Raw genomic sequence first — 17,667 nt, forward strand, 5'->3', positions numbered from 1 at the left:
CATGAATTCTCCAATTGATAAACTAGAGAGAAAGATTGGCTATCAGTTTAATGATGCCGATCTTATCCATTTGGCGCTGACTCACCGCAGTGCCGCAGGTAAACATAACGAACGTCTTGAGTTTCTGGGCGATTCAATTTTAAGTTTTGTTATCGCTGATGATCTTTACCACCGTTTTCCTAAGGTAAACGAAGGTGATATGAGCCGCATGCGCGCAACATTAGTACGTGGTCATACATTGGCAGAACTAGGTCGTGAATTCGAACTAGGAGATTACTTAAAATTAGGTCCAGGTGAGTTGAAGAGTGGCGGTTTCCGTCGTGATTCTATTCTAGCGGATGCAGTAGAAGCGATCATCGGCGCTGTCTATTTAGATAGTGATACCGAGGTTGTTCGCCGCATTATTTTAAGCTGGTACCAATCTCGCCTAGAGTCTATTCAGCCTGGTGTATCTCAAAAAGATCCGAAAACTCGCTTACAAGAGTTTTTACAAGGTCGAAGAAATCCCCTACCTGTCTACACAGTGACTAATATTAAAGGTGAAGCACACAACCAAGAATTTACGGTTGAGTGTGAAGTGGCAGGTGTGGATAAACCTGTTATCGGTAAAGGCACTAGCCGCCGCAAGGCAGAACAAGCGGCTGCTGAAACAGCATTAGAGCAACTAAGCAATGTCTGATAACAATCAAGATTTCGATATCGATGCATTCTTTTCATCTGATAGCAAAAAAACGGGCCTACCGGAAAACCAACACTGTGGCTTCATCGCTATCGTGGGGCGACCAAACGTAGGTAAATCGACGCTTCTGAACCATATTTTGGGTCAGAAAATCTCGATCACATCACGTAAACCTCAGACAACACGCCACCGTATTATGGGTGTAGAAACTGAAGGTGATTACCAAGCGATCTACGTTGATACTCCTGGACTTCACATCGAAGAAAAGCGTGCAATTAACCGTTTGATGAACCGTGCGGCGAACAGTTCATTGAGTGATGTGAACCTAGTATTCTTCCTTGTTGACGGTACTCACTGGACTGACGACGATGAAATGGTACTGAACAAGCTGAGAAAAACAGATTTTCCAGTTGTCCTTTGTATTAACAAAGTAGACAACGTTCAAGATCGTACAGACGTGATGCAACACATGATGGAAGTGTCTAAGAAGATGGACTTCCTTGATGTTGTGCCAATCTCGGCGAAGCAAGGTAAGAATATCGATGTACTGCGTAAGCACGTTCGTAATTCTTTACCAAAAGCGACGCACCACTTCCCTGAAGAGTACGTAACGGATCGCTCACAGCGCTTTATGGCCTCTGAAATCATCCGTGAAAAACTGATGCGATTCACAGGCGAAGAGCTACCTTACTCAGTAACGGTTGAGATCGAGCGTTTTGATTACAACCCAGATAACGATGGTTTCCACATCAATGCTTTGATTCTTGTTGAACGTACTGGTCAGAAGAAGATGGTGATTGGTAAAGCGGGCGAGAAGATCAAAACGATTGGTCGTGAAGCTCGTATCGACATGGAAGAACTGTTCGGTCGTAAGGTTTACCTAGAGACTTGGGTTAAAGTTAAGTCTGGTTGGGCTGACGATGAGCGTGCACTTCGCTCGTTAGGCTACATCGACGATCTATAATATATTGAACGTCACTTTCTAATAGTAAAAATTGACAAGTAAGAAAGTTGAATTGAATATAAATACAAGAGAGAGTGCGAACTCTCTCTTTTTGTATCTGTAAGAAGGGTAAGTGATTGAGCGAAGGGTTACAGCGATGCTTTGTGTTGCACCGTCGACCATACAGTGAGTCGAGCCTGATTCTGGACGTCTTCAGCGAAGAGTACGGTCGGGTGACGTTAATGTCTAAAGGTGCGCGGAGTAAGCGTTCTAATTTGAAAGGTGCATTACAACCTTTTACGCCGCTACTGCTTAAGTGGTCTGGCAATGGTTCAATGAAAACGTTGCGCCAAGCTGAACCGATCAGCTTGGGGCTTCCTCTTGCCGGCATTAATCTGTATTCAGCAATGTACGTTAATGAATTAGTAGGGCGAGTGTTGATGGCCGAAGTGGCCATGCCTGCATTTTTTCATGACTATCTTCATGCCTTAACAGAACTCGCTCATAATGAGAACCCTGAGCCAGCACTGCGTCGTTTTGAATTGGCTCTACTTTCCGCTATGGGGTATGGCGTCGACTTTTTACACTGCGCGGGCACTGGCGAAGCGATTGATCCGAGCATGACTTATCGCTATCGAGAGCAGAAAGGTTTTATCGCATCGGTGCGTCGAGATAACCTAACTTTTATGGGCGATGAACTTATCGCAATCAGTGAACGTAGGTTTATCACTAAAGAGCAGTTAAAAGCGGCAAAACGCTTTACACGCATAGCCTTAAAGCCGTATCTTGGCGGCAAACCATTAAAAAGTAGAGAGCTATTTATGCCAACAATAGCCCTCTCTAGAGCACGGAGTATTGGAAAATGAGCTCAATCCTTTTAGGCGTTAATATCGACCATATTGCAACACTACGTAATGCACGTGGTACTAAATATCCAGACCCAGTACACGCAGCTGAAATTGCTGAACGTGCGGGTGCTGACGGCATTACGATTCACTTGCGTGAAGATCGCCGTCATATCGTTGATCGCGATGTACGTATTCTTGCTGAGACAATCCAGACTCGCATGAACTTAGAGATGGCCGTAACGGACGAGATGGTTCAAATTGCACTCGATACTAATCCTGAGTTCGTTTGCCTGGTTCCAGAAAAGCGTGAAGAGCTGACGACGGAAGGCGGCTTGGACGTGGTTGGTCAACTTGAAAAGATCAAAGCGGCGACCGAAAAACTGTCGGCTGCTGGTATCAAAGTATCTCTGTTTATCGATGCCGATCGTGAGCAAATCGATGCAGCAAAAGCATGTGGTGCGCCGTTTATTGAGCTTCATACTGGTCATTACGCTGATGCGAAAACAGAAGAAGATCAGCAAGACGAGCTTAAAAAGATTGCAGCAGGCGCAAGCTACGCAGATGATCTAGGTATTACCGTCAATGCGGGTCATGGTCTGACTTACCACAATGTAGCACCCATTGCGGCACTTCCTGAGATTTACGAGTTGAACATCGGTCACTCGATCATGGGACGCGCAGTCTTTGATGGTTTGAATAAAGCCGTTGCAGACATGAAAGCCGTGATGGAAACAGCACGCAACAACGCTTAGTTCTTTAACTCGGCATTCGCTTAGTTGTAAGCGATTAATCAGTAGAATCGAAAGTTAATAGATAGAAGTTGGTAATAGGGTAAACATGGCTGTTGTTGGATTAGGTACAGATATCGCAGAAATTGAACGTGTTGAAAAGGCATTGTCACGAAGTGGTGAGGCTTTCGCTCAGCGTATTTTGACCGATTCTGAATTTGAAGTATTCCAGCAACTGAAGCAAAAAGGGCGTTACCTTGCAAAACGTTTTGCTGCCAAAGAAGCGGCATCTAAGGCGTTAGGCACGGGGATCGCGCTGGGTGTGACCTTCCACGACTTCGAGATTTCAAACGATGAGCATGGCAAGCCAGTTCTAAGCCTGCATAAAAAAGCGCGTGAAATCGCAGAAGCGAGTGGTACAAAGTCGATTCACCTGACTATCTCTGATGAGCGCCATTATGCGGTGGCTACGGTACTACTCGAGTCATAAATAGATTACCGCAACTCTATATCTAGTACCCTAGGTCTAGACAGAAAAAAGCAGAGCTCATGAGCTCTGCTTTTTTATTGGCTAGTGAGCCGTTTAACGAATATTTGTGAGTAAGAAATATTCGCTAGGTCTTGGCTGGTTTCAAATAATGAATTGCGGTTGCTTGAACTTTGTCTAACTCATCTTGAAGTTCAAAAAGCTCCGGTTCAATGTCTTCAACAGAAGTGCCTGAACGCAGTTCTTTCTCTATCGTCGCACATACCGACTTAAGCCTTGGTACACCGCTGTATGAACTGCTGCCATGCATCTTGTGGATGATGTGTGTCAGAGCTTCAACGGGGTAGTCACTGTCTTCAATTGCCTTGTCAGCCGCCTCATAAACTTCAGGAATAAAGTCGACGAGCATTTGCAGCATATCGCGTGCGAGGTCTTCTTTATTGGCGGCTTGTTTCAAAGCTGCTTGCCAATCAATGATGATGTTCTTGTGCTCGCTAGCGTCAATTTCTGAAACAGCGCTGTGATCGACTTCAGCTGAGACCGCCGGGTGATCTGGGTCTATTTTATCAATGTGCTCAATCTCAGAGGTAGGGCTCCAATGAATAAGAACCTGTTGTAACACATGCTCTTCGATAGGCTTGGTTAGGTAGTCATCCATACCTGCTTCAAGTAGTCGGTCACGCTCTCCCATCATTGCATGCGCAGTAACGGCAATAACAGGCGTGTTTGCATTGTTCGCCAACGCCTTAATTTTTTGGCAAGCGGTCACGCCGTCCATCTGCGGCATTTGAATGTCCATGAAAATGACATCAAATGGAGTATCTGTCGCTTTGTCGAGAGCTTTCTGACCACTAGTACAACTGATGACTGTCTCTACGCGCTCTTTTAGCAGCGCAGTAATCAGTTTAAGGTTGGCAGGGTTGTCGTCGACCGCCAATACCGTAAGCGGTAGTTTCTCTTCTGAATGTGTTTCAATAGCGGGTGCAATTAAGGTTGGAGCTTGGTTCGATACCAAAGTTTGCAGCAACTTCTTGCGAGAGAGAGGCTTAGTAATGCACTGAACATCGACTTCTTTCATCAATTGCTCACCCAAGGCTAGCTCAGTACTTGGTGTACCAATAATCACGTTCTGAGCGATCTTCTTCGCGCCAATCGCCCAACCACTCACGGTATCAAATTGATACTCTTGGTTCGCGGCTAAGTTAAGTAGAACGTAGTCATACGAGGTAGATTCGTCAGGCATAACCGAACGGTACGTTACCACTAAGCCTTCTTGGGTTAGGATCTGCTGAGTAATTGATGCCGCTTGCATGTTTGGCTCGATAAGCAGCAGTTGCTTGTCTTGCAGGCACTGAGTTTCGATAAGCTCGGTCATTGGCATATCAGTCGTTGATAATCTTAAAGTAAACCAGAAGGTTGAGCCTTGGTGCAGGCGACTGGTTAGGCTGATCTCTCCGCCCATTTGGCTGACCAGTTTTTGGGTGATCACCAGACCTAAGCCTGTACCACCATAACGACGAGAGATGCTCGCATCGGCTTGGCTGAAGGCTTGGAAAAGTTGTGCTTGTTGGCGCTCTGAGATACCAATGCCCGTGTCTCGAACCATAAACTGCAGCTCAATGCTGTCTTCGCTTTGTGAACGAAGTTCAACGCTGATGTCAATGTTGCCACGCTCGGTAAACTTGATCGAGTTACCCACGAGGTTAGTCAGGATCTGTTGGATACGCAGTGGATCACCAACAACGCCTGGTGGTACTTTCGGGTCGATCTTAAGCGTAAGCTCAAGACCTTTTTCATGAGCATTAGTGGCTTGAAGGTTAACCACCTCTTCTAGGCTCGCTTGGAACTCAAATGGAATATTTTCTAGAGCGAGTTTGCCGGCTTCAAGTTTCGAGAAGTCCAAGATATCGTTGATGATGCTGAGTAGGTTGTTGGCCGAGCGCTCAATGGTCTGCAGGTAATCGGTTTGGCTGTTCGATAGGTGTGTCTTGAGCATCTGACGAGTAAAGCCAATCACACCATTGAGTGGTGTTCTAAGCTCATGAGACATATTCGCCAAGAACTCGGATTTAACACGAGCGGCTTCTTGAGCTCGTTTTTTCGCAATGTCTAACTCAACGTTTTGAATCTCTAATTGCTCTAGGGTTTCACGCAGATCAGATGTTGCTTGGTCGATGCTGTGCTGCATCTCGACGTGATATTCTGATAGCGAGACCGCCATCGCGTTGATACCGTTTTTCAGTGAATCAAGCTCACCATGCATTTTGCCTTCGATACGCACATCTAAGTGGCCACGACGAATTCGATCGACCATGTTTTTCATGTGTGTGATCGGTTGGGTTACATCGTGCATCAAGCGGAAGGCAAATACCCCAGAAAGTCCAAGACCGAGGATCAGCACCAAGAAGGCAGAGAACACTTCTTGATATTGCTGCAATCGAAGTGACGACAAGTCTAACTCTATCGCAATATAACCGATCGCTTGGTTCGCTTGAGACTGGCCATTAGCTGAGTTGATGTATTGTCCCTCAGCGATGATAGGTGTCCTAAGAATCAGCGTGTTATCGAGCAGGTTCGATGAGCTTAAATGCGGAATCGGTTTATCTTTCGGATAGGTCAGGCTTTCAAAATCAGGATGGAAGTTTGACGTTACAAACAACTCATGACGTTCATCAAACACCGCAATACTGCGCACCAGCTTAGAATTTTTTCGATGAGCATAGCTAATCAGCTGACGGACAGACTCTCGACTTTCGAGCTTCATGCCAGACTCACTCGCAATCGCTAGTGGTTCAATGATGCTAGTACCAGTGTTAACCACTTGACCCTCAAGGTCTTGATAGCGGTTAAATGAGAAAAATGCACTCAATAGCAGCCCAATAATTAGGGTTGGAGCTAGAGTTAAGGTAATTACACGGGCTCTTAAGCCATATCTGGTCATGTTCTTTAATTACATCGAGGTCTGGATATGGGAAAATAACGCACACAATGGCGGTTAAGTGAACGGTAAGCTTAATCAAAGCCGTGACGTTCGACAATGATTCCAAGACAGAATAGTGAGTCCTGGATACCAATTACTTATTAAAAGATACATTAGGCACAAGCAATGGCACGTTTTTTCCAACCAAAAAAGAAAACTCAACTCGAGACCAAGCATCAATCGGTTTTGGTTGAACGAATGGATCACAATGGCGCTGGCATCGCTTATCAGAAGAACAAACCCGTTTTCATTGATGGCGCATTGCCCGGTGAGAAGGTGGTTATTCAACTTACTGAGAGCAAAAGTAAGTTTTCGCGAGCAAAACTTATTAAATTACTTCAACCGAGTGAGCTGCGTTTAAAGCCATTTTGTAAGCACTTTAATCAGTGTGGTGGCTGTCATCTCCAACATCTCGGTTACTCATCTCAGGTTGAGCATAAATCACAATCTTTGACGCACCTGATGAGCAAATACCAAACGGCTAACACCGAAGTCGCCCAGCCGATTGTCGGTGATGAAACCGGTTATCGTCGTCGCGCGCGTATCAGTCTATTTGTTGATAAGAAGACACAGCTGCTTCAGTTTGGTTTCCGTAAGAAACAAAGTAAACAGATTGAAAACATCACCGACTGCGCGGTGCTTGACCCTCGCCTTAATGTATTGCTGCCAAAACTGAAAAGTTTACTGAACACTTTCAGTAGCCTTACGTCTTTAGGACATGTTGAATTGGTGTTGGGTGATACTGGCCCTGTTATGGTGCTGCGTCACCTTAAACCTTTGGTTGAAAAAGATGAGCAAGCGTTGATGACGCTCGCGAAAGAAGAAGGTGTAACGCTGTACTCGATGCCAGAAACCGATAAGTTGGTTCGTTTAGTGGGTGATTCGCCAAGCTATAGTGAAACCGGTGTAACCTTACCTTTTGAGCCAAACCACTTTATACAAGTTAACCAGAAAGTGAACCAACAGATGGTTGCTCAAGCGATTGAGTGGTTAGAGCCTCAAGCGGATGAGCGTGTGCTTGACCTGTTTTGTGGTTTAGGCAACTTCAGTCTGCCTATCGCACAACAATCGGCGTTTGTCGTTGGTGTGGAAGGCGTTGATGAAATGGTTCAACAGGCAACGGCTAATGCGGCGTTAAACCAGTTAAGCAATACGGAGTTTTACCAAGCGAACCTCGAAGAAGATTTATCTTCACAGCTTTGGGCAAAAGAGAAATTCGATAAAGTATTACTTGACCCTGCACGTGCTGGAGCGAGTGGGATCGTTGATCAAATTTCAGCGTTAGGAGCGAAGCGTGTGGTTTATGTTTCGTGTAATCCTGCTACTCTAGCGAGAGATTCTGAGAGTTTAGAAAAACAAGGCTATCAATTAGCCAAACTTGGTATGTTGGATATGTTTCCCCATACCAGTCATTTAGAATCGATGGCTCTCTTTATCAAGGCTTAGAAGCCCTTAAATAAGGCTTAAAAATGAATCACAAAGGCGCAGGGAAGCCTGCGCTGATATCAATATGAGTCGAACTAACTTGGAATCAGTTAGTCATATTGAATTGGGTATAAAACATAATAACTAGGAAGGCATGATGGTTGCGGTACGAAGCGCACATTTAAACCCAAGCGAACAGTTTGAGCTAGAAAGTTGGATTGCGTCACTGAATCAAGACGTAAAAACCTCGAATAAACTGACCAAAGTTTATCGTCACTGTGAAGAGCTATTAAAAGATCACGAGCAAGCGTCGCTCCTGCTTTGGCGTGGACGTGAGATGATCGAAATCTTGGTTACGTTGTCGATGGACCGTGCCACTTTAATTGCTGCACAACTTTTCCCAGTCGTCTCAAGCGGCGTTTTTGGACGCGAAGCGTTTGAAGAAAGCTACGGTAAAGAAACCGTAAAGTTAATTGATGGCGTTGAAGAAATGGCAGCTTTGGGCCAGCTCAACGTTACTCTTGAAGGCAGTGCAGCCTCGGGACAAGTAGATAACGTTCGTCGAATGTTACTGGCCATGGTCGATGATTTCCGCTGCGTCGTCATCAAGCTAGCAGAACGAATTTGCAACCTCATCGAGGTAAAAAAGGCCCCTGATGCTGTGCGCCGTGCGGCGGCAAAAGAGTGTGCTAACATCTATGCGCCTCTAGCAAACCGTCTTGGTATTGGTCAACTAAAGTGGGAAATTGAAGATTACGCTTTCCGCTATCAACAACCCGATACCTACAAGCAGATTGCGAAACAGCTGTCTGAGCGTCGTATCGTTCGTGAACAATACATCACAGATTTCGTTGATGATTTAACAGCAGAAATGCAGCGTTCAAACATCAATGCTGAAGTCAGCGGTCGACCAAAACACATCTACAGTATCTGGCGTAAAATGCAGAAGAAAGGCTTGGACTTCGATGAGCTTTTTGACGTGCGTGCTGTGCGTATCATCGCCGACCAGCTTCAAGACTGCTATGCCGGCCTAGGTGTGGTTCATACCAAATACAAACATCTACCAAGTGAATTTGATGACTACGTGGCGAACCCTAAGCCAAATGGTTACCAATCGATTCACACCGTGGTTCTTGGCCCTGAAGGCAAGACCATCGAAATTCAGATCCGTACCAAGCAAATGCACGAAGACTCTGAGTTGGGTGTGGCTGCGCACTGGAAGTACAAAGAAGGTGCTTCTAGCGGTGTACGCAGTGGCTACGATGAGAAAATCACGTGGTTGCGTAAGCTTATCGACTGGCAAGAAGAGATGTCGGATTCTGGCGAAATGCTGGATGAAGTACGTAGCCAAGTCTTTGATGACCGAGTCTATGCCTTTACACCACGCGGTGATGTGGTCGATTTACCAATGGGTGCAACGCCGTTGGATTTTGCTTACCACATTCACTCGATGGTTGGACACCGTTGTATCGGTGCCAAAGTAGCTGGCCGAATCGTTCCGTTTACTCATAAGTTGGCGATGGGCGATCAAGTTGAGATCATTACTCAAAAAGAACCGAATCCATCACGTGATTGGTTGAATCCGACCACAGGTTTTGTTCATTCAAGTCGAGCTCGAGCAAAAATTAACGCTTGGTTCCGCGCTCAGAGTCGTGAGAAAAACCTCGAAGCTGGACGAGACATCCTAGAAGTCGAGCTAGGTAGAGTCGGCGCAACACTGAAAGATGCAGAGCAATACGCCCTGAAACGATTCAACGTCAATACACCTGATGAATTGTATGCGGGTATTGGTAGCGGCGATTTGCGTATTAACCAAGTGGTTAATCACATCAATGCTCTGGTCAACAAGCCAACGGCGGAAGAAGAAGATAAGAAAGCGCTCGAGAAGTTGCTTGAGTCTGATAGCAAGCCGGCGCATCAGAGCCGTCCTAAAAAGGATGCTGTCGTTGTTGAAGGTGTTGATAACCTAATGACCCACTTGGCTCGTTGTTGTCAGCCTATCCCGGGGGATGTGATCAAAGGTTACATTACTCAAGGGCGTGGTATCTCAGTACACCGCAGCGATTGTGAGCAGTTAAGTGAACTTAACCTACATGCACCCGAACGTATCATCGATACGGTGTGGGGAGATGGTTTTGTAGGTTCGTATATCTTAACACTGCGTGTAGAGGCGCTAGAACGTACCGGCTTGTTGAAAGACATCACATCCCTGTTCTTGAACGAAAAAGTCAGTGTAACGACAATGAAGAGCCGCATTGACTATAAACGTCAGCTGTCGGTGATGGATTTCGATTTGGAAGTGACCAACATTGAGATTCTGAGTCGCGTGACCAGCCGAGTAGAGCAGATCAAAGATGTTATGAGCGTTAAAAGACTAGGCTAGTTTTTACGTCGTACTTGGCTTTCTAACCGTGTTAACTGCACTATACTCGCTTCATCACATAGGCAAGCTATGCTCAGAAGTCTCGTAAGTTTGTTGCCTTGTTAGAAGAACCAATTACTTAGTAAAAACCGAACAATGCATTGAATGACGCGTTGGTATAACAAGAAAAATAGAAAGGTGAGTGGTTTTGGCTGCTCACCTTTTTTAGTTTCAGTACCTTTTAGTTCTAGAAGACGTTATAAATTTAAAAATCAAAGACAGTGAATAGGAAGAAAACGATGAACCACCCGATTGAACAACTTGAACAGATCATGACTAAGCTGCGCGATCCAGAAGGTGGCTGTCCTTGGGATTTAAAACAAAATTTTGAAACCATTGTGCCGCATACGATCGAAGAGACTTATGAGGTGGTGGACGCGATTCACAATAAAGATTGGCCAAACTTACAAGAAGAGTTGGGTGACCTGTTGTTTCAGGTGATCTTCTATAGCCAATTGGCGAAAGAGCAGGGCTTGTTTGAGTTCTCTGATGTGGTTGACGGTATTAATGAGAAGTTGACGCGCCGTCATCCTCATGTGTTTTCTGATACCGAGTTTGCCAGTGATGAAGAAATTAATGCTAACTGGGAAGCGGAAAAAGCCAAAGAAAAAGCACAGGCAGGCAAAACTCAAGAAAGTATTCTAGACTCAATACCAAACTCTCTACCTGCACTTTCGCGTGCTACAAAAATTCAAAAGCAAGTCGCGAAATTTGGCTTTGATTGGGACTCTATTGGCCCAGTCGCGGATAAGGTTTTAGAGGAAGTTGATGAGGTGCTAGAAGAAGCGCTTCAAGTAACGCCAAATGAAGATTTGGTTGAAGAAGAGTTGGGTGATTTGCTGTTTGCGACGGTCAATTTGGTGCGACATTTGGGTAAAAACCCAGAGTCGGCTTTAAATAAAGCCAATCTGAAGTTCTCACGTCGCTTTAAAGGTGTGGAACAAAAAGTTCGTCAACAAGATAAAATTTTGACCGACTTTTCCCTACAACAGCTTGATTCCATATGGGATGAAGTCAAAGTAGCGGAGAAAAGATCATCAAAGCTTTTATCATGAATTGATTTGAAGCAAAAAATAAAAAATAGCAGTGTGATAGATTTCACGTTGTGGCGATAAGGGGCTTCTGGTATATTTTCATCCCGTCCAGAAGTAATCCATTTCCCTCATTCAACCAATTTCAGGTTAAACATGACGACAAATTACATTTTTGTTACTGGCGGGGTTGTATCCTCTCTAGGTAAAGGTATTGCAGCAGCATCTCTTGCGGCTATTTTAGAAGCTCGTGGTCTTAAAGTGACTATGATGAAGCTTGACCCTTACATCAACGTTGATCCAGGCACAATGAGCCCGACTCAACACGGTGAAGTGTTCGTTACGGAAGATGGCGCTGAAACTGACCTTGACCTTGGTCACTACGAGCGATTCATTCGCACCAAGATGACTAAGCGTAACAACTTCACTGCAGGTCGTGTTTACTCAGACGTACTCGCTAAAGAGCGTCGCGGTGATTACCTAGGTGCAACCATTCAGGTTATCCCGCACATCACTAACTCTATCAAAGAACGTGTAATTTCTGGCGCAGCTGGCCACGATATCGCGATCGTTGAAGTTGGTGGTACGGTTGGTGATATCGAATCTCTACCATTTATGGAAGCGATTCGTCAGCTAGCAGTAGAACTAGGCCGTGAACGCGCAATGTTCATGCACCTTACTCTAGTGCCATACCTAGCAGCTGCGGGCGAAGTGAAAACTAAGCCAACGCAACACTCTGTAAAAGAGCTACTGTCTATTGGTATTCAGCCAGACATCCTAGTTTGTCGTTCAGACCGCAACATTCCTTCGAACGAGCGTAAGAAAATTGCTCTGTTCTGTAATGTGCAAGAAAATGCAGTTATTTCTATGCGCGATGTTGACTCTATCTACAAGATCCCTCAGCTTATTAAAGCTCAAGGCACTGATGAACTTGTATGTAAGCGTTTCGGCATCACAGCTCCAGAAGCAGACCTGTCTGAATGGGAACAAGTAATTTACGAAGAAGCTAACCCGACGGGTGAAGTGACGATTGGTATGGTTGGTAAGTACATTGAACTACCAGACGCATACAAATCAGTAAATGAAGCGCTAAAACACGCGGGCTTGAAAAATCGCCTAAGCGTTAATATTAAATATGTAGATTCACAAGATGTTGAATCTCGTGGCGTAGAAGTTTTAGAAGGCCTAGATGCAATCCTAGTTCCTGGTGGCTTTGGTGATCGTGGTGTTGAAGGTAAGATCCTTGCTGCTCAATACGCTCGTGAAAACAAAGTACCGTACTTAGGTATCTGTCTAGGTATGCAAGTAGCACTTATCGAGTACGCTCGTAACGTTGCGAAAATGGAAGGGGCACACTCTTCTGAATTCTGTACTGAAACTAAGTACCCAGTTGTTGGTCTTATCACTGAGTGGACTGATGGCGAAGGTAAAGTTGAAGAGCGTACAGAAACATCTGACCTTGGCGGCACAATGCGTCTTGGTTCACAGCTTTGTCACCTAGCGAAAGGGACAAAAGCTTACGAATTATACGGTAGCGCGACGATCCATGAACGTCATCGCCACCGTTACGAAGTGAACAACAATCTTCGTCCACAAATTGAAAAAGCGGGCCTAAAAGTATCGGGCCTATCTGCGGACAAGAAACTGGTTGAAGTTATTGAGAACCCGAACCACCCATGGTTCGTTGCTGCTCAATTCCACCCGGAGTTCACTTCAACACCTCGCGATGGTCACCCATTGTTTGCAGGTTTCGTTAAAGCGGCTGGTGAGTTCCAGCGCGGCGAGTTAGAAAAGTAAAAAGGAATACAGGTAGCTGCGTAAGTTGTGCTGCTACCTTTAAATTTGACATTTATATATTCAACGAGAAGGAAACATTCAATGTCTAAGATCGTTAAAGTTCTAGGTCGTGAAATCATCGATTCACGTGGTAACCCAACTGTAGAAGCTGAAGTACACCTAGAAGGCGGTTTCGTAGGTATGGCTGCTGCTCCATCTGGCGCATCTACTGGTTCTCGCGAAGCTCTTGAGCTACGTGACGGCGACAAATCACGTTTCCTAGGTAAAGGTGTTCTTAAAGCTATTGAAGCTGTAAACGGCCCAATCGCTGAAGCTCTAGTTGGTACTGACGCTAAAGCACAAGCTGACGTTGACCAAATCATGCTTGACCTAGACGGTACTGATAACAAGTCTAAGTTCGGCGCGAACGCTATCCTAGCTGTATCTCTAGCTAACGCAAAAGCTGCTGCTGCTGCGAAAGGCATGCCTCTATACGAGCACATCGCTGAGCTAAACGGTACTGCTGGTCAGTTCTCTATGCCTCTACCAATGATGAACATCATCAACGGTGGTGAGCACGCAGATAACAACGTTGACATCCAAGAGTTCATGATCCAACCAGTTGGCGCTAAAACTCTTAAAGAAGGTCTACGTATCGGCGCTGAAGTATTCCACAACCTAGCTAAAGTTCTTAAGTCTAAAGGCTACAGCACTGCAGTTGGTGATGAAGGTGGTTTCGCTCCTAACCTTAAGTCTAACGCTGAAGCTCTAGAAGTTATCGCAGAAGCTGTTGCAGCTGCTGGTTACGAACTAGGTAAAGACGTTACTCTAGCTATGGACTGTGCAGCATCTGAGTTCTTCGACAAAGAAGCTGGCATCTACAACATGAAGGGCGAAGGTAAAACTTTCACTTCTGAAGAGTTCAACCACTACCTAGCTGAGCTAGCGAACAACTTCCCAATCGTTTCTATCGAAGACGGTCTTGACGAGTCAGATTGGGATGGCTTCAAGCACCAAACTGAACTTCTAGGCGACAAGCTTCAAATCGTTGGTGACGATCTGTTCGTTACAAACACTAAGATTCTTGCTGAAGGTATCGAGAAAGGCGTAGCTAACTCTATCCTTATCAAGTTCAACCAAATCGGTTCTCTAACAGAGACTCTAGCTGCTATCAAGATGGCTAAAGACGCTGGCTACACTGCAGTAATCTCTCACCGTTCTGGCGAAACTGAAGATGCAACTATCGCTGATCTAGCGGTAGGTACAGCTGCAGGTCAAATCAAAACTGGTTCTATGAGCCGTTCTGACCGTGTTGCTAAGTACAACCAACTTATCCGTATCGAAGAAGCTCTAGGTTCTAAAGCTCCTTACAACGGTCTTAAAGAAGTTAAAGGTCAATAATTCGTCCTATTTGGCACTGTAGCTGCGTTAACTGCAGAAGATTCACTAAGTCACATAGGAAACTATGCTCCATAGCTGAATCTTCTTTGTTGCCTTGCTACAGCACCAACTAGTTAGAATTATGCACTAATGCTTTTAAATGCCTCGCTTATGCGGGGCATTTTTTTGTCTGCAAAAAGGTGAAGAAAAGAAGCTCTAGGTTATATAGCTTTCTTTTTGATACCGAAAGTTCGTCATTCCCTAGACTGACGAAGGAAGGAGTAGGGAATCTCATTGTTGCCCTTACCTATCCCGACAATAATTCCCCGACTTATTGATTCCCTGACACCACATATCTCGCACCAATAAGCTCATTATGGTATATATGTGCCTTATTCTAGTTCCTTCTTTTTCAACCGGCGAAAGGTGTTATGCGAATTTTTGCTTTAGTACTGTTCATAGTGTTTGGCTGGCTACAACACACACTGTGGCTCGGTAAAAATGGTATCTCTGATTACTACGGTGTGAATAACGAAATCCAAGTTCAACAGCAAGTAAATGAAAAACTGCATATTCGAAATGCAGAAATGTTTGCCGAAATCGACGATCTACGCCAAGGCTTAGACGCGATAGAAGAGCGTGCTCGTCATGAACTTGGAATGGTAAAAGAAGGCGAAACGTTTTATCGCATCATTGGTGAGGAATCCCATTAATGTCGACTCAACTTCAAAGCGTGATTGCCGTTGTACCTGCGGCGGGCGTGGGTAGTCGAATGCAGGCTGACCGCCCTAAGCAATATCTTAAGATTAACGGCACAACGATTTTAGAGCACACCGTTGAGAAATTATTATCTCACCCACAAGTCTCTCAAATTGTCGTCGCGATTAGCGATGATGACCCATACTACCCAGAGCTTGCTCTTAATCAGAACCCACAAGTGATCAGAGTCTCTGGTGGAAGCGAAAGAGCGGACTCAGTACTCTCTGCTTTAGATTACATAGCTGAGCAACAGATCGGTGATTGGGTGATGGTTCACGATGCTGCGAGGCCTTGTGTTCAGTTGGGTGATATCGATAAGTTGATCTCAGGTGCGATGAGCCATGATGTCGGGGCTATTTTGGCCGCTCCTGTTCGTGACACGATGAAGCGAGGTACCCAAGGGCAGATTGAGCATACCGTTGAACGAGCTGATTTATGGCATGCACTTACGCCGCAAATGTTCAGAGCAAAGCCTCTGTGGAATGCACTAAGCGAGGCGTTGCAACAAGGCGTTTCGATTACCGATGAAGCCTCAGCCTTTGAATGGAAAGGTTTATCGCCCGCTTTAGTGGCAGGGCGTTCAGATAATTTTAAGATTACTCAGCCTGAAGATTTAGCACTTGCTGAGTTCTATTTAAGTCAGAATAAGGAATAATGATGATTCGTATTGGCCATGGCTTTGATGTACATAAGTTTGGTGGTGAAGGTCCGGTAATTATAGGTGGCGTTAGAGTCCCTTATGAGCAGGGTCTTATCGCACACTCAGATGGTGATGTTGCCCTTCATGCGTTGTGTGACGCTTTATTAGGTGCGATTGCTGCCGGTGATATTGGTCGTCATTTCCCCGATACTGATGATGAGTGGAAAGGCGCGGATAGCCGTGAACTTCTAAAAGATGTTTATCGTCGAGTAAAAGAACAAGGCTACGTGATTGGTAATGCCGATATTACTATCATGGCGCAAGCTCCAAAGATGGCGCCTCATATAGACTCTATGTGCCACGCTATCGCACAAGATTTAGAAACCAGCATTAGCAATGTGAATGTAAAAGCGACGACCACTGAGCGTTTAGGTTTTACAGGACGCAAAGAGGGCATCGCATGTGAAGCGGTGGTCCTAATTACTAAAAGTGCGTAAGCACCAACACGAAAAGAACAGCATGTCAGATATTTTATCTTCATTGGCTTATCTAAACGGTAAACCAACTGCGAAAGCAAAACTAAAAGCAAAAGCCGAACACTTTGTCGTTAATGAAGACTTAGGTTTTGAGTTCACTGGTGAAGGCGAACACCTTATGGTTCGTATTCGTAAAACGGGTGAGAACACGAGCTTTGTAGCAAACGAGCTGGCTAAAGCGTGTGGTGTTAAGTCGAAAGACGTGAGTTGGGCTGGTTTGAAAGACCGTCATGCTGTGACAGAACAGTGGTTGAGCGTGCATCTACCAAAAGGTGAACCTGACTTTTCTGCTTTTCTTGCACAATACCCAAGCATTGAGATCTTGGCGACAGCACGCCACAACAAAAAGTTACGTCCAGGCGATTTAGTTGGCAACCAATTCGAGCTAACTTTGTCTGAAGTAACGGACTGCGATGATGTAGTCAAACGTTTGGAAAAAGTCGCTCTAGTGGGCGTGCCAAATTACTTTGGTGCTCAGAGGTTTGGCAATGAAGGTAACAACTTATCTGAAGCTCGTCGTTGGGGGCGTGAAAACGTTCGTACACGTAATCAAAATAAGCGCAGCTTGTATCTCTCTGCTGCTCGTTCTTGGATCTACAACTTAATCCTTTCTGAGCGTATTGAGCAAGATGCGTTTGCGTCGGCATTGGTTGGCGATATCGTCATTAAAGACGGCGCTAAATTAGCTGTGACGGCAGACAATATCGAAACGGTAAATCAAGATATCGAAAGCGGTTCTGCGTTTATTACCGTTGCTTTGGCTGGAGATAATGCGTTACCGACTACCGATGAATCTCAAGCTCTAGAGCAGAAACACCTTGATGCTGAACCGGAGCTAATGGCTCTTATTTGTGGGAACCGAATGCGCCATGATCGCCGTGAGGCTTCGTTGAAGCCTATGGGTTTAGCGTGGGAAGTGAACGAAGACAATGTCACTCTTAAGTTCTCTCTGGACGCAGGCTGCTTCGCAACCGCTATCGTTCGTGAGTTAGTTGAAGAAGTACACGTAGAAAGAACCTACGAGCAATAATGA

The 17,667-nt window shown here is 45.2% G+C and carries 15 protein-coding genes; 14 read left to right on the plus strand and 1 reads right to left on the minus strand.

The window, feature by feature from the left end:
• The first annotated feature begins 1 nt into the window (after nt 1).
• The 5 genes from rnc to acpS all read left to right on the plus strand — a co-directional run bounded on the left by rnc (nt 2) and on the right by acpS (nt 3,688).
• Nucleotides 2–679 (plus strand): ribonuclease III, encoded by a 678-nt coding sequence (gene rnc / locus AB4407_RS11560; protein ID WP_004735383.1) that lies wholly within the window; start codon nt 2–4, stop codon nt 677–679.
• Nucleotides 672–1,643, plus strand: coding sequence for a GTPase Era (gene era / locus AB4407_RS11565; RefSeq protein ID WP_004735384.1), 972 nt, complete (start codon nt 672–674; stop codon nt 1,641–1,643). Before rnc ends, era begins: the two co-directional genes overlap by 8 nt.
• Before the next feature lie 116 nt (nt 1,644–1,759).
• Nucleotides 1,760–2,488, plus strand: a complete 729-nt coding sequence (gene recO / locus AB4407_RS11570) for a DNA repair protein RecO (RefSeq protein ID WP_012604785.1) — start codon at nt 1,760–1,762, stop codon at nt 2,486–2,488.
• Nucleotides 2,485–3,222, plus strand: a complete 738-nt coding sequence (gene pdxJ / locus AB4407_RS11575) for a pyridoxine 5'-phosphate synthase (RefSeq protein ID WP_009847651.1) — start codon at nt 2,485–2,487, stop codon at nt 3,220–3,222. Before recO ends, pdxJ begins: the two co-directional genes overlap by 4 nt.
• Before the next feature lie 85 nt (nt 3,223–3,307).
• Entirely contained in the window at nt 3,308–3,688 is a 381-nt protein-coding gene (acpS, locus tag AB4407_RS11580) for a holo-ACP synthase (protein WP_017100747.1), read from the plus strand.
• Between the two features lie 124 nt (nt 3,689–3,812).
• Here acpS and barA read toward each other — a convergent pair whose 3' ends face one another.
• Nucleotides 3,813–6,626 carry a two-component sensor histidine kinase BarA gene (barA, locus tag AB4407_RS11585; protein ID WP_372120648.1) on the minus strand — a complete coding sequence of 938 codons (2,814 nt, stop codon included), beginning with the start codon at nt 6,624–6,626 and terminating at the stop codon, nt 3,813–3,815.
• A 165-nt stretch (nt 6,627–6,791) separates the two neighbouring features.
• Here barA and rlmD point away from each other — a divergent pair, with 165 nt between their 5' ends.
• The 9 genes from rlmD to truD all read left to right on the plus strand — a co-directional run bounded on the left by rlmD (nt 6,792) and on the right by truD (nt 17,664).
• Entirely contained in the window at nt 6,792–8,111 is a 1,320-nt protein-coding gene (gene rlmD / locus AB4407_RS11590; RefSeq protein WP_372120649.1) for a 23S rRNA (uracil(1939)-C(5))-methyltransferase RlmD, read from the plus strand.
• 136 nt (nt 8,112–8,247) lie between these two features.
• Nucleotides 8,248–10,473 (plus strand): GTP diphosphokinase, encoded by a 2,226-nt coding sequence (relA, locus tag AB4407_RS11595; protein WP_372120668.1) that lies wholly within the window; start codon nt 8,248–8,250, stop codon nt 10,471–10,473.
• A gap of 278 nt (nt 10,474–10,751) precedes the next feature.
• The gene (gene mazG / locus AB4407_RS11600; RefSeq protein ID WP_372120650.1) at nt 10,752–11,567 is read left to right on the plus strand and encodes a nucleoside triphosphate pyrophosphohydrolase; all 816 of its coding nucleotides are present in this window, start codon (nt 10,752–10,754) and stop codon (nt 11,565–11,567) included.
• Nucleotides 11,568–11,699: 132 nt separating this feature from the next.
• Entirely contained in the window at nt 11,700–13,340 is a 1,641-nt protein-coding gene (locus tag AB4407_RS11605) for a CTP synthase (protein ID WP_017063214.1), read from the plus strand.
• Between the two features lie 81 nt (nt 13,341–13,421).
• Complete coding sequence (gene eno, locus AB4407_RS11610) at nt 13,422–14,720, plus strand: phosphopyruvate hydratase (protein WP_017059033.1); 1,299 nt, start codon at nt 13,422–13,424, stop codon at nt 14,718–14,720.
• Nucleotides 14,721–15,130: 410 nt separating this feature from the next.
• Complete coding sequence (gene ftsB, locus AB4407_RS11615; RefSeq protein WP_086711989.1) at nt 15,131–15,412, plus strand: cell division protein FtsB; 282 nt, start codon at nt 15,131–15,133, stop codon at nt 15,410–15,412.
• The gene (ispD, locus tag AB4407_RS11620; RefSeq protein ID WP_372120651.1) at nt 15,412–16,113 is read left to right on the plus strand and encodes a 2-C-methyl-D-erythritol 4-phosphate cytidylyltransferase; all 702 of its coding nucleotides are present in this window, start codon (nt 15,412–15,414) and stop codon (nt 16,111–16,113) included. Before ftsB ends, ispD begins: the two co-directional genes overlap by 1 nt.
• Nucleotides 16,114–16,115: 2 nt before the next feature.
• Complete coding sequence (gene ispF, locus AB4407_RS11625; protein ID WP_029223073.1) at nt 16,116–16,595, plus strand: 2-C-methyl-D-erythritol 2,4-cyclodiphosphate synthase; 480 nt, start codon at nt 16,116–16,118, stop codon at nt 16,593–16,595.
• Nucleotides 16,596–16,617: 22 nt separating this feature from the next.
• Complete coding sequence (gene truD / locus AB4407_RS11630) at nt 16,618–17,664, plus strand: tRNA pseudouridine(13) synthase TruD (protein WP_372120652.1); 1,047 nt, start codon at nt 16,618–16,620, stop codon at nt 17,662–17,664.
• Nucleotides 17,665–17,667 lie beyond the last annotated feature (3 nt).

This window comes from Vibrio sp. 10N.261.46.E11 (assembly GCF_041472735.1).
Taxonomy (GTDB): Bacteria; Pseudomonadota; Gammaproteobacteria; order Enterobacterales; family Vibrionaceae; genus Vibrio.

Coding starts and splice junctions, on each gene's coding strand:
- rnc (WP_004735383.1), top strand. CDS start 2: ATGAATTCTCCAATTGATAAACTAGAGAGAAAGATTGGCTATCAGTTT.
- era (WP_004735384.1), top strand. CDS start 672: ATGTCTGATAACAATCAAGATTTCGATATCGATGCATTCTTTTCATCT.
- pdxJ (WP_009847651.1), top strand. CDS start 2,485: ATGAGCTCAATCCTTTTAGGCGTTAATATCGACCATATTGCAACACTA.
- acpS (WP_017100747.1), top strand. CDS start 3,308: ATGGCTGTTGTTGGATTAGGTACAGATATCGCAGAAATTGAACGTGTT.
- barA (WP_372120648.1), bottom strand. CDS start 6,626: ATGACCAGATATGGCTTAAGAGCCCGTGTAATTACCTTAACTCTAGCT.
- rlmD (WP_372120649.1), top strand. CDS start 6,792: ATGGCACGTTTTTTCCAACCAAAAAAGAAAACTCAACTCGAGACCAAG.
- relA (WP_372120668.1), top strand. CDS start 8,248: ATGGTTGCGGTACGAAGCGCACATTTAAACCCAAGCGAACAGTTTGAG.
- mazG (WP_372120650.1), top strand. CDS start 10,752: ATGAACCACCCGATTGAACAACTTGAACAGATCATGACTAAGCTGCGC.
- AB4407_RS11605 (WP_017063214.1), top strand. CDS start 11,700: ATGACGACAAATTACATTTTTGTTACTGGCGGGGTTGTATCCTCTCTA.
- eno (WP_017059033.1), top strand. CDS start 13,422: ATGTCTAAGATCGTTAAAGTTCTAGGTCGTGAAATCATCGATTCACGT.
- ftsB (WP_086711989.1), top strand. CDS start 15,131: ATGCGAATTTTTGCTTTAGTACTGTTCATAGTGTTTGGCTGGCTACAA.
- ispD (WP_372120651.1), top strand. CDS start 15,412: ATGTCGACTCAACTTCAAAGCGTGATTGCCGTTGTACCTGCGGCGGGC.
- ispF (WP_029223073.1), top strand. CDS start 16,116: ATGATTCGTATTGGCCATGGCTTTGATGTACATAAGTTTGGTGGTGAA.
- truD (WP_372120652.1), top strand. CDS start 16,618: ATGTCAGATATTTTATCTTCATTGGCTTATCTAAACGGTAAACCAACT.